A 12297-nucleotide genomic window follows, 5' to 3' on the forward strand; every position below is an offset into this window, starting at 1 on the left:
TATATTTTTCTTTTAAAAATTTATATTGTTGGAATTCTGTCCTGCTAAATTAGAAATATCTTTCTTATTGACCTCAAAGGTTAATTCATCTATATCATAGAGATTTTCTTGATTAAAATATTCTTCTAATATAATCTTATATATATTAGATTCTACCAATTGCCTAAACGCTGGATGAAAAGGCCCTGCTATGACATCTTTCCCCAATGTTATATTATCCGTAGGTTGAAGCCCTATTCTTATAACATCAATATTACTATAAGTAAAAATCATCAATAAGTCCGTTGAAATATCCACTGCTTCTTCTAGAGATAATGGTTTATATTTATCACCCAAATACATCTTTTCTAAATAAGTATCAACAATAACCAGCGTAGGATAAATTCTGACACATATAGGATCCATTTTTACTATTTCTTTAGCTGTAAACAATGATTTTTCTCTATTATCTCCTGGCAATCCTATCATCATCTGTAATCCTAGACCAAAACCATATTCTTTTATCAATTTAGAAGCACTATAAACAGCTTCACTTCCATGCCCTCTTCCACTATGAAACAAAACTTCTTCGTCTAAAGACTGGACTCCTAATTCTATTATATCTACTCCATATTCCTTTAAAAGAAGAAGTTCTCTTTCATCAATATAATCTGGTCTAGTAGACAATCTTATTCTATTTACAATTCCTTTTTTCTTGTATTTATATGCTACATCTAACAGTTCTCTTTGAGAATCATATGAGATTGCCGTAAAACTTCCTCCATAAAAAGCAATTTCCAATTGTCTATCCATTTTAGGTATAGTTTTTAAATGCTCTCTTATTATATTGTCCGCTTTTTCTTTAGTCATATCTGTACTTTTACCTGTAATCCTCTTCTGATTACAAAACACACAGTCATGCGGACAACCTAAATGAGGCACAAATATTGGTATTATATAATAATCTTTACTCATATTAAACACCTATCCTATTTAATGCTTCTTTAGCAGCCATTTGCTCTGCCTCTTTTTTGCTTTTTCCTAACCCACTTCCATAAGCTTTGTCATCTATAACCGCTACAATATAAAATTTTTTATCATGATCTGGTCCTTCTTCTTTTTCAAGTTTATACTCAATTTTAGATTTCATATTTTTTTGAAGTACTTCTTGAAGTCTAGTTTTATAATCTATAAATATATCTTCCTCTTTAGAAGCTTCTATAATTTCTCTCTCTATGAGATTGATGACAAATTTCTTCGCACTGGTAAAACCTTGATCTAAATATACTGCCCCTATAATTGCTTCCAATGAATCTGCTAAAATAGAATCTCTTTCCCTTCCCCCAGTAATTTCCTCTCCTTTTCCTAGTAATAAATAATCTCCTAAATTAATTCTTTTAGCTATAAATGCCAGAGCAGGTTCACATACTACCGTAGCTCTTAACTTGGTTAACTCTCCCTCTGAGTAATGAGGATATTTTTTATAAATATAATCGCTAACCACTAGACTCAATACAGAATCTCCTAAAAACTCTAATCTTTCATTATATACAATATGTGATTTTTTATGTTCATTGGCATAAGAGCTATGAGTCAATGCTTTACTCAACAATCCTATATCATTAAATCTATAATTTATTTTTCCCTCAAATTCATTCAATTTTTTCTCTCTTTCGTACATTCTCATCGAGTTCATACCCCCAAAGCTAGAAAATATTTCTAAGGCCCCGAATACATCGAGACCTATTCTAGATGTCTATTACCTTAATTCATCTATATGATTTTGTATATACTCAACCACATCTCCCACAGTTAAAATCTTTTCAATACTTTCATCTTCTACTTCTAAATCAAATTCATCTTCAATTGCCATAATAAGTTCTACTACATCTAAAGAATCAGCATTTAAATCATTTTGAAAAGAGGAATCCATAGTAATATTGTTTGGGTTTATATCAAATTGTTCAGATATTATTTTTCTTAACTTTTCAAATACCACTAATTGCACCTCCTTTTCATTAATTTTTGTATTTAAGATTTTATTATTTAACAATATTTATATCCAGTTCTATTTTATCTATTACATCTTCTTCAACCATAATTTTAGCCTGCTTTATAGCATTTTTGAATGCTAATGCATCAGAACTGCCATGGGCTTTTATTACTGGCTTTTTTAAACCCAGAAGTGGTGCACCGCCATATTCTCTATAGTCAAATCTCTGTTTAAAAGCCTCAAATTCAGGCTTTAAAAACAGAGTACTACTTTCAGATGAAAAATTCTTAGTAATTTCTTCTTTCAAAGCTGAAAAAATTGACTGACCTAAACCTTCAGTAAGTTTTAATATAACATTGCCAACAAATCCATCACAAACCATGACATCTACTACACCTTCTGGTATATCCCTTGCTTCAATATTCCCATAAAAATTAATGTTTGCACTCTCAAGCAAACTATATGCTTCTTTAACTAATATATTTCCTTTTTCTTTTTCAGTTCCAACATTTATTAATCCCACTTTTGGAGAAGCAATTCCCAGCACTTTTTCACAATAAACAGAGCCCATTATAGCAAATTGTTCTAAATATTCAGGTTTAGAATCTACATTAGCCCCTGCATCTAATAATATTGAAACTCCACTTTTTGTAGGATATAAAGAAACTATGGCGGCCCTTTCTATGCCCTCAATTCTTTTAACTAAAAATATTCCTCCAGCCAGAAGAGATCCTGTATTTCCAGCGGATATGAAAGCATCTCCAACACCTTCTTTTAAGCTATTTAATCCTACTACCATAGAAGAATTTTTCTTTTTCCTTATAGCTATAGAAGGGGATTCATCATTTTGTATTACTTCATCGGCATGAAGTATTTCTATTTTGTTTCCATGATAATTGTTCTTATCTAATTCATATTCTATAATATCTTTTTTGCCCTCCCATACTATCTACGACTATCTTCATTTTTATCCTCCCATACAAAAATGATTAAAACTACTACTCCACATTTGCTTACTTCCCTGAACTACTTCTTTAATATATATTACATAAAATAAAAATGATTAACACCACTCTTATTAAATATATATTACAACTAAAAATAATAAAAGATAGTGAGTATATTCACTATCTTTTACTTATTATTCAACTTCTATTACTTCTTTGTTGTCATAATATCCACATGCTCTACAAACTCTATGAGGCAATTTAGGTTCATGACATTGTGGACATTCAACTATTGTACTTTTTTGTAGTCTATATGCAGAAGCTCTTCTTCTATCTCTTCTAGCTTTAGAAACTTTTCTTTTTGGTACAGCCATGGAAACACCTCCTTATTCCTACTTAAAAAACTCCTTCAATTTTACAAGTCTTGGATCAACGTCTTCTATTACGCAATCACAATTTCCTTCATTTAAATTTTTCCCACATTTTGAACATAGTCCCTTACAATCTTCACTACAAAGTGCCTTCATAGGTATAGATAAAAGAATAGTATTTACAACTAAATCTTTCAAATCTACACTCGAACCTTCATAATAGATTGCATCTTCATTATCATCGTCAAAATCTTCGGCTTGCGATTTTTCTATAAGTTTTCCTGACAAAACAGCACTTACTTCTTGAGTAAATTCTTTTAAGCAACGTGCACAATTTTCTATATATTTAAAGTGAACTTTACCGCTTGAATAGTCGCTACCTTCTACTTTGTATATATCCCCTACTACATTTATTGATTCAGTAAATATTATTTTTCTTCCATTGACTTCAATGCTATCAAGTTCAAGAATTTCATCAAAATGTAAGCTTGTAGTAGTTTGGTCAAGAAACCTTGATAGATCTATATTCATCATTTTCACCTCTTAAATCTAACAAGTTTTATTATATAAAGGTAGAGAACATTTGTCAAGAAATATATTCTAACTAAGCTAATTCTTTGGTATCTCTTGCTATCATCAATTCTTCATTTGTTGGTACAACTAATATCTTAACTTTTGAAGAATCTTTACTAACTACAGCTTCTTTTCCCCTAGTTTTATTTTTTTCGGTATCTAATTCTATATTTAACCCTTCTAAACCACTACAAACCATTTCTCTAATTTCTGCTGAATTTTCTCCTATACCTGCTGTAAATACTATAGCATCAACGCCACCCATCAACATCATATAAGCCCCAATGTATTTTTTAACTCTGTTTACAAATACATCTAATGCAAGTTTAGCTCTCTCATTTCCATTCTTGGCAGCTTCTTCTATGTCTCTAAAATCACTGCTTACTCCTGAAATTCCTAATACTCCTGATTTTTTATTGAGTAGATTGTTTACTTCTTCTAATGACAATTTTTCTTTTTCCATAATAAAAGGAATTATAGCTGGATCCATATCTCCACTTCTAGTTCCCATTGCTAATCCTTCAAGAGGTGTAAATCCCATGCTTGTATCAACAGACTGCCCATTTTGAACAGCACATATACTTGCACCATTTCCTAAATGACATGTAATTATCTTTAAATCCTTTATATCTTTCTCAAGTATTTCGGCTGTTCTTTTTGAAACATATTTGTGAGATGTTCCATGAAAACCATATTTTCTTATACCATATTTCTCATATAGTTCATATGGCAATGGATAAATATAATTAGAACTTGGCATTGTCTGATGAAATGCTGTATCAAATACGCCAACCATAGGAGTATTTGGCATCAATTCTTTGCAAGCTTCTATTCCCATTATATTTGGTGGATTATGTAGTGGAGCTAACTCTACACATTCATTTAATGCTTTCATCACTTTATCATCAATTTTTACTGAACTAGCAAATTTTTCTCCACCATGTACAACTCTATGACCAACTGCACTTATTTCATCCATTGACTTAATAGCGCCATGCTCTGGATCAACTAATGCATTTAGTACAAGTTCCAAAACTACTTTGTGATTAGACATGGGTTTTTCAATGATTACTTCTTCTTTGCCAGTAGTCTTATGTTTTATTCTCGAACCTTCTATTCCTATTCTTTCAGCTAAACCCTTTGCCAATACTTTTTCCTCATTCATATCTATTAGCTGATACTTTAATGAAGAACTTCCACAGTTTATAACTAATATGTTCATTTAATTATACCTCCTTCTTTTGTTTAAATATCACTATAAATCATATTATAATTATATTAAAAAATCAACTAGTATAAATTTTGTGTTATAATTAAATAAAATATACCCCAAAAATAACATGGAGGAAATCAATGAAAGTTGTTGGTTTAATTACTGAATACAATCCTTTTCACTATGGCCATTTATACCATTTGCAAAAATCAAAAGAAATTACAAATTCTGATTTCTCAATAGCCATAATGAGCGGCTCTTTTGTTCAAAGAGGCGAACCTTCCATTGTAGATAAATGGACAAAAGCAAAAATGGCTATAGACAATGGAATAGACTTGGTATTGGAATTACCTACTATATATGCAGTACAAAGTGCAGAATTGTTTGCTTATGGTGGTATAAGACTTTTAGATAGCTTGAATATTGTAGATTATTTTTGTTTTGGGAGTGAAGAAGGAAATATAGAACCTTTAAAAAAAATCGCGGAAATTTTAGTAGATGAGCCTAAAGATTTTAGGGTAAAACTTAAATATTATTTAGATAAGGGCAATTCATTTCCTATTGCCAGAAGCATGGCTATTGACGAATATTTTAAAAATGATATTAATCTAAATTTTAATCCAATGTCCATAATGAATTCTCCAAACAACATATTGGGAATAGAATATTTAAAGGCTCTTTACAAATACAACATTGACATATTACCTATAACAATTAAAAGAATTGGTAGTGAATATAAAGAAGAACAATTAAACAATAAAGTAGCAAGTGCTACTGCCATAAGAAAAAAAGCATTAAATCACAATTTAATCGATTTACAAAACTATATTCCTCCTAACACTTATAATCATCTTGTAAAATATCTATCTCAATATGGTTCTCTAAATACTTTAGAAAACTATTCCCAAATACTTCTATATCTTTTAAGAACTACTGATAAAAACCATTTGTCGAAAATAATGGATGTAGAAGATGGATTAGAAAACAGATTTATACAATATAGTTTTAAATATAGCGACATAAAGCAAATAACTAATACTATAATTACAAAAAGGTATACAAGAACAAGAATTCAAAGAATACTTACCCATTTAATGCTAAATTTAGATAAACCCACTTTTTTAAAGCTAAACAATGTGTATCCAAAATATATAAGAGTTCTAGGTATGAATGAAAGTGGTATGAAATTGTTAAAAGAAATAAAAAAGAATACATCAATTCCTATTATAAATAAATTTAGTGATTATAAAAAATATGATGATTCTATGTTAGAAGAAATGATTCACTATGATAAATTGTCTACAGATTTATTCTTTCTAGGATTTAAAAATACAGCATACAGATTTGGAAATAAAGACTTTACTACATCCCCATATATAAAAAAATAGTCCAATGGAAACATTTAAAATTAAGGTGAACTAAAAATTTCCATAGAATAAAAAACTCAAGGATAATTAATAACTCCCTGAGTTTTTTTTCATATAATTATCTATAGTATTTTTAATTTCATCCATTTTTTCTATAGTAGCTTTATATCCAATTTCAACACACTCATCTACTCGCTCAAATTCTGAAGAATCTATATGAGAAAGTTGAGGTTCTATCATTACATCAGCATATATTTTATCTAATTCAACTATTTTTTTAGCCATAACATCCATAGATTGTTGAATGATATCAAAAACCTGAAATATTCTACTCTGATAGCTACTAAATCCTACATCTACTGCAATAACAACATCAGCACCTGCATCTTTTAAAACAGAAATAGGGACTCTATCTACAACTCCCCCATCTACCAGTGTCTTATTGTTATAAACTACAGGTTCAAAAAAACCAGGAATTGATATACTTGATCTGATAGCTTTATATATTGGTCCTGTAGTAAATACAACTTCTTCTGCATTTTGTAAATCTGTGGCAACAATAACTACTTTTTTATCTAGATCTTCAATATTTTTTCCTCCAGTAATAATCTTTAATATTTCTTCTATCTTTTCACCTTTTAAAATTCCTGTCTTAGGAATAGTAAAATCCATCCAAATTTTTTTATCTATCTGGATAGCTAAATTCTTTATCATTTCTGGAGCAATCCCGCAACAATACAGTCCCCCAATTAAAGCACCTGCACTGCTACCAGAAACCATGTCTACAAAAATATCATTTTCTTCAAGAGCTTTTAATACACCAATATGTGCAAAACCCCTAGCAGCACCAGAGCCTAAAGCTATACCAATTTTAGGTTCATTGTTCATAAAAATCACCTCTTAGATACATTATCTAAAAAAATCATATTGCTAAGTTCAATTAAATATAAATATATAAAAAGATGGAGGTATCTTCAAATATGCGAACTAAAAAAAATAATATTTCAAATATAATATATATGCTAACTAGCTTGTTTATATTGTATAATATAATAGCACACCCTCAAAATTGTATAAAAGCAGCTTCAAGAGGCATATTGACATGGATAAATGTCGTAGTTCCATCACTCTTTCCTTTTCTAATTATTTCCGAATTGCTTATAGGCTTAGGTTTTGTAGACTTTTTAGGCATATTGTTAGAACCTATTATGATTCCTATATTTAATGTTTCTGGAAAAGGTGCCTTCCCCTTAGCTATGAGTATAACCTCTGGTTATCCCGTTGGTGTAAAACTTGTAACACAATTGAGAAAAGATAAAAAAATATCAAAATTTGAAGCTCAAAGGCTCCTTTCCTTTTCAAGTACTTCAGGGCCTCTATTCATGATTGGTGCCATATCTACAGGTATGCTAAACAACCCACTAATAAGTCCACTAATAGTATATCCACATTATTTGGGTGCAATTGCAGTCGGCATACTATTTAGATTCTACAAGATGAAAAATGAAAAAATAAATCCCTCATCAAATAAAAATATCCTTAAAAATGCTTTTAAGAAACTTTTTCAAGCAAAAAATAAAGATAACAGGAACCTTGGAAAAATGCTATCTGATGGAGTTGTAAATGGAGTCTCTTCCATGGTCATAGTTGGCGGTTTCATTGTGTTTTATTCCGTACTAGTAGAAATACTAGATATATCAAATTTCTTTAACATTCTTACTAAAATTTTCAATATTGTACTTCCTTTAAACTTAAATCCAAAAGTGACAAAAGGTTTACTTACAGGTATGCTTGAAATAACTATGGGCTGCAAAGAGATTGCAGAATTAACTGGAGTATCCCTTTTGTTTAAAACAGTCACAATAAATTTTTTAATCGGATGGAGTGGATTTTCTGTACATAGCCAAGCCATAAGTTTTATAAGTAACACAGACTTAAATAGCAAATTGTATATATTTTCAAAATTGCTACATGGCTTATTTTCAGCGGCTTTTTCATACCTATTATATAATTTAAAGTATAAAAATATAGTGTATACTTCTTTTAACTTTAAAACAGATTATTTAGAAATAATAACTTTTTCAAAATGGTTAAGCACTATAAAAATATCACTTCAATTAGGATTCTATATACTAATTTTTGTTTTACTGTATGGATTCATAATAAGTTCAATAAACAATATAATATTAAATAAATAGATATTATTTCATTCCTCGCAATTCTTGCCTATTTTTATCTAATATATCAATCAGATCTTTTAGATTTAATTGAGTCTCTGTCAAAATACTATCTGCATACTCTACTGCCCCTAGTCTTATTTCTTTTGCATTTGTTTGAGCCTTTGACAGTATTTCTTCTGCTCTTTCCTTGGCTTTTTTAGTGACCTCATCTTTTTCTATAAGCTCCTCAAGATGAGATTGTGCTTCTCCAACAATTGTATCTGCTTCTTTTTGTGCTTCTGCAAGTATTCTTTGTCTTTCTTCCTTTACCCAACTAGCTTGTTTCAACTCATCTGGCAATTGTATCCGTATCTCTTTAATAATCTCTAATATTTCTTCCTTATCTACCATGACTTTGCTAGAAAAAGGTACTGACGAACTGTCCTCAACAATATCCTCTAATTCATCAATCAATTCCAATACATCCATTATTTGCCCTGACCCCCTCTTAACTTTTCTTTTAAAGCTTTTTCAACTACATTAGGAACCAAACAAGAAACATCCCCATCAAACATTGCAACTTCTTTTACTATACTAGAACTTAAATATGCATACTCACCACTTGAAACCATAAATAAAGTTTCAATATCCCCATACAGTTTTTTGTTAACTAATGCCATTTGCATCTCATACTCAAAATCTGAAACTGCCCTTAATCCTCTAACCATAGTAGTAACATTTCTTTCTTTAGCATAATCTATAAGAAGACCAGAAAAATCGTCGATTTCTACATTGTCATATTTTTCAACTGCTTTTTTCAACAATTCTGTTCGTTCTTCTACTGTAAATAAAGTTTTTTTTGAAGAATTATTTAATATTGCAACGATGACTTTATCAAATTTTTTTGAGCATCTTTTAATTATATCTAAATGTCCATTTGTTACAGGATCAAAGCTTCCTGGATATATTACTATCATGAATTTACCTCCTCAATTAATTCCGCTTTGTCATATAAAATGTAATCGCTTTATCACCATAAAATCTCTTGTCTACTTCATTTAAACAAAATACGCTTTTGTCTATCATAAGTTTGCTTTCATGTTCTGCTATTATAATTCCTCTATCTTCTAAAATATTGTTTTCACATACTATTTTTAATGTTTCTAATACCAACCCTTTTTCATAAGGTGGATCCATAAAAATATAGTCAAATCGGATATTTTTCTTACCTAAAATTTTAATAGCTTTAAAAACATCATTTTTATAGACATATGATTTAGATTTTAAGTTTGTTTCATATAAATTTTCATTAATGGTTTTTATGCTTGAAAGTGAATTATCTATAAAATAACATTCACCAGCACCTCTACTTAAAAATTCTATGCCTATTCCTCCAGAACCAGCAAATAAATCTAATACTTTTGCTTCTATTCTTATATCACCTAATATGCTAAATAGCGATTCCTTTATTCTATCTTGAGTTGGTCTAGTATCTAAGCCTTTGGGACTTTTAAGTTTATAGCCTTTTTTGCTTCCTGAGATAATTCTCAACAAACCACTCCTTTTAGTAATTTCATTTTAACACAATTTCAGTGCATAATAAAATAATTATTAGTTAAATATTATATCGTCTATTTTATCTTTAAACATTATTTTAATTTTTTCCTTGATTAAACAATACTTTTCATCTTTTAGATTAGGATCTTTAAGTATTATTTCACTAGCTTCATTTTGTGCCAGTTTTAGTATTTCCATATCCGTAAATAAATTAGCTATTTTTAAATCGGGTAGTCCATGTTGTCTAGTTCCAAAAAATTCTCCAGGTCCTCTAAGTTCCAAATCCTTTTCTGATATTTTAAATCCATCATTGGTTTTTTGCATTATTCTCATTCTTTCTCTTGCAATTTTATTATTCCCTTCATTTATCAAAATGCAATAAGATTGATATTCTCCTCTGCCAACTCTCCCTCTTAACTGATGCAACTGTGAAAGTCCAAATCTCTCTGCATTATATATAACCATAATATTTGCATTTGGTACATTAACTCCTACCTCTATAACTGTGGTAGAAACAAGTATATCAATTTCTCCATTTTTGAATTTATTCATTATACTATCTTTTTCATTTGCTTTCATTTTGCCATGTAGTAATCCTACTTTAAAATCAGAAAATATTTCATTTTTAAATTTATTATATATTTCTAAAGCTGCACGTATATTCAATGCATCAGATTCTTCAATCAGTGGACAAACTATATACGCCTGTCTACCTTCTCTTATTTGCTTTTTTACAAATTCATTTACTCTTTCTATCATATTAGAACCAACAGCATAAGTTTCTATTGCTTTTCTTCCAGGAGGCAATTCATCAATTATTGAAATATCCAAGTCCCCATACAATATCAAAGCTAAAGTTCTTGGAATAGGAGTAGCAGTCATAACAATTATATCTGGATTTAATCCTTTTTGTGAAAATATAGCTCTCTGCCTAACACCAAACCTATGCTGTTCATCAGTAATAGCAAGACCTAAATTTTTAAATTGGACATTATCTTGAATAATTGCATGAGTCCCAACTAGTATATCTATTTCACCATTTTTAAGCTTATCTAAAACTTCCTCTTTATTTTTATTAGATAAACTGCCCACTAATAGCTCACATTTAATTCCATATTTCTCCATCATCTGACTTATATTTTCATAATGCTGTGAGGCAAGAATCTCTGTAGGTGCCATCATTGCAGATTGATAACCTGATTTCCATGCCTTGAACATGGCAAGTGCTGCTATTACAGTTTTTCCTGAACCTACATCACCTTGAATTAATCTATTCATTTGCTTATCTGATTCCATATCCTTCTCAATTTCTTCGAAAACTTTTTTTTGTGCATTAGTAAGTTGAAAAGGCAATCTAGATATAAAGTCTTCTACTTCTTCAACCGTATCAAACTTAATTCCTAAATTTTCTGATTTAACATTGTTCTTTATCATAAAAAGACCTAATTGCAAAACTAGAAGTTCTTCAAAAACCAATCTATTTCTTGCTTTTTTATAGATATATCCATCTTTAGGAAAATGGAGATTTAAAATTGCTTGTCTCACTGGTAGTAATTCAAATTTTTTTAAAATATCATCTGGAAGAATCTCTACTATTTCATCTATGTAATCTGTTAAAACATTTTTCATTATAAAAACCATTTCATTGTTAGTTAAATTTTCAGTTAGTGAATATATAGGCACAATACTGCCAACTTTTTCGTTGGAATTGTTTCTCTTTTCAAAAACAGGATTAGAAATTTGAATTTCATTTCCAATCTTTTTTACTTTTCCATTAATTTTTATTTCTTCACCTATAGCAAATTTATCTGCTAGATAATCTTGATTAAACCATGTTAAATAAGCTATTCCAGTCTCATCTTTTACAGGAATCTTCAAAATAGAAAGATTTTTTCTTGGCCTTAAAACCGAAGGATACCCTGCTACATATGCTTTTAAACTTACTTTTTGTCCATGAGCACAATCTCTTATTCTACTAAAATTCCTCCTGTCTTCATAGCTTCTTGGAAAATAATAAATCAAATCTCCTACAGTATATATATCAAGTTTTCTCAATTTGCTCGCTCTCTTTGGTCCAACTCCTCTTACATACTGAACCGACATGGACAATTTATTCATTATAACACCTCAAACAATAT

Annotated in this window: 14 protein-coding genes; 2 read left to right on the forward strand and 12 right to left on the reverse strand. The window is 29.7% G+C overall.

Going from position 1 to position 12297, the window contains the following annotated elements; genetic code table 11:
- Nucleotides 1-12: 12 nt before the first annotated feature.
- From ACFWUA_RS11020 to ACFWUA_RS11050, 7 genes are all read right to left on the reverse strand, one after another.
- Entirely contained in the window at nucleotides 13-954 is a 942-nt protein-coding gene (locus ACFWUA_RS11020) for an elongator complex protein 3 (RefSeq protein WP_416198070.1), read from the reverse strand.
- A 1-nt stretch (nucleotide 955) separates the two neighbouring features.
- Entirely contained in the window at nucleotides 956-1666 is a 711-nt protein-coding gene (rnc, locus tag ACFWUA_RS11025; RefSeq protein ID WP_416198071.1) for a ribonuclease III, read from the reverse strand.
- Nucleotides 1667-1738: 72 nt separating this feature from the next.
- On the reverse strand, nucleotides 1739-1978 hold the full coding sequence (gene acpP / locus ACFWUA_RS11030; protein ID WP_416198072.1) for an acyl carrier protein: 240 nt from the start codon (nucleotides 1976-1978) through the stop codon (nucleotides 1739-1741).
- Nucleotides 1979-2021: 43 nt separating this feature from the next.
- Nucleotides 2022-2921, reverse strand: coding sequence for a phosphate acyltransferase PlsX (gene plsX / locus ACFWUA_RS11035; RefSeq protein WP_416199204.1), 900 nt, complete (start codon nucleotides 2919-2921; stop codon nucleotides 2022-2024).
- Nucleotides 2922-3113: 192 nt separating this feature from the next.
- Entirely contained in the window at nucleotides 3114-3293 is a 180-nt protein-coding gene (gene rpmF / locus ACFWUA_RS11040) for a 50S ribosomal protein L32 (protein WP_416198073.1), read from the reverse strand.
- A gap of 18 nt (nucleotides 3294-3311) precedes the next feature.
- The gene (locus ACFWUA_RS11045; protein ID WP_416198074.1) at nucleotides 3312-3821 is read right to left on the reverse strand and encodes a YceD family protein; all 510 of its coding nucleotides are present in this window, start codon (nucleotides 3819-3821) and stop codon (nucleotides 3312-3314) included.
- Nucleotides 3822-3894: 73 nt separating this feature from the next.
- Nucleotides 3895-5085 carry an acetate/propionate family kinase gene (locus tag ACFWUA_RS11050; RefSeq protein WP_416198075.1) on the reverse strand — a complete coding sequence of 397 codons (1191 nt, stop codon included), beginning with the start codon at nucleotides 5083-5085 and terminating at the stop codon, nucleotides 3895-3897.
- A 131-nt stretch (nucleotides 5086-5216) separates the two neighbouring features.
- Here ACFWUA_RS11050 and ACFWUA_RS11055 point away from each other — a divergent pair, with 131 nt between their 5' ends.
- Nucleotides 5217-6464 carry a nucleotidyltransferase gene (locus ACFWUA_RS11055; protein WP_416198076.1) on the forward strand — a complete coding sequence of 416 codons (1248 nt, stop codon included), beginning with the start codon at nucleotides 5217-5219 and terminating at the stop codon, nucleotides 6462-6464.
- Between the two features lie 66 nt (nucleotides 6465-6530).
- Here ACFWUA_RS11055 and ACFWUA_RS11060 read toward each other — a convergent pair whose 3' ends face one another.
- Nucleotides 6531-7331 carry a patatin-like phospholipase family protein gene (locus tag ACFWUA_RS11060; protein WP_416198077.1) on the reverse strand — a complete coding sequence of 267 codons (801 nt, stop codon included), beginning with the start codon at nucleotides 7329-7331 and terminating at the stop codon, nucleotides 6531-6533.
- 92 nt (nucleotides 7332-7423) lie between these two features.
- Between ACFWUA_RS11060 and ylbJ the strand changes: the two genes are divergently transcribed.
- The gene (gene ylbJ / locus ACFWUA_RS11065; RefSeq protein WP_416198078.1) at nucleotides 7424-8641 is read left to right on the forward strand and encodes a sporulation integral membrane protein YlbJ; all 1218 of its coding nucleotides are present in this window, start codon (nucleotides 7424-7426) and stop codon (nucleotides 8639-8641) included.
- A gap of 3 nt (nucleotides 8642-8644) precedes the next feature.
- Here ylbJ and ACFWUA_RS11070 read toward each other — a convergent pair whose 3' ends face one another.
- Genes ACFWUA_RS11070 through recG form a run of 4 tightly spaced genes read right to left on the reverse strand, consistent with a single transcriptional unit; the run spans nucleotide 8645 to nucleotide 12277 of the window.
- Nucleotides 8645-9091, reverse strand: coding sequence for an ATPase (locus ACFWUA_RS11070; protein WP_416198079.1), 447 nt, complete (start codon nucleotides 9089-9091; stop codon nucleotides 8645-8647).
- Nucleotides 9091-9579, reverse strand: a complete 489-nt coding sequence (coaD, locus tag ACFWUA_RS11075) for a pantetheine-phosphate adenylyltransferase (protein ID WP_416198080.1) — start codon at nucleotides 9577-9579, stop codon at nucleotides 9091-9093. Before coaD ends, ACFWUA_RS11070 begins: the two co-directional genes overlap by 1 nt.
- A gap of 16 nt (nucleotides 9580-9595) precedes the next feature.
- Nucleotides 9596-10174 (reverse strand): 16S rRNA (guanine(966)-N(2))-methyltransferase RsmD, encoded by a 579-nt coding sequence (rsmD, locus tag ACFWUA_RS11080; protein ID WP_416199205.1) that lies wholly within the window; start codon nucleotides 10172-10174, stop codon nucleotides 9596-9598.
- A gap of 39 nt (nucleotides 10175-10213) precedes the next feature.
- Complete coding sequence (gene recG / locus ACFWUA_RS11085) at nucleotides 10214-12277, reverse strand: ATP-dependent DNA helicase RecG (RefSeq protein WP_416198081.1); 2064 nt, start codon at nucleotides 12275-12277, stop codon at nucleotides 10214-10216.
- Nucleotides 12278-12297: the final 20 nt, after the last annotated feature.

Origin of the sequence: Sporanaerobacter sp., from assembly GCF_047830725.1 — a bacterium.
Lineage (GTDB): Bacteria > Bacillota > Clostridia > Tissierellales > Sporanaerobacteraceae > Sporanaerobacter.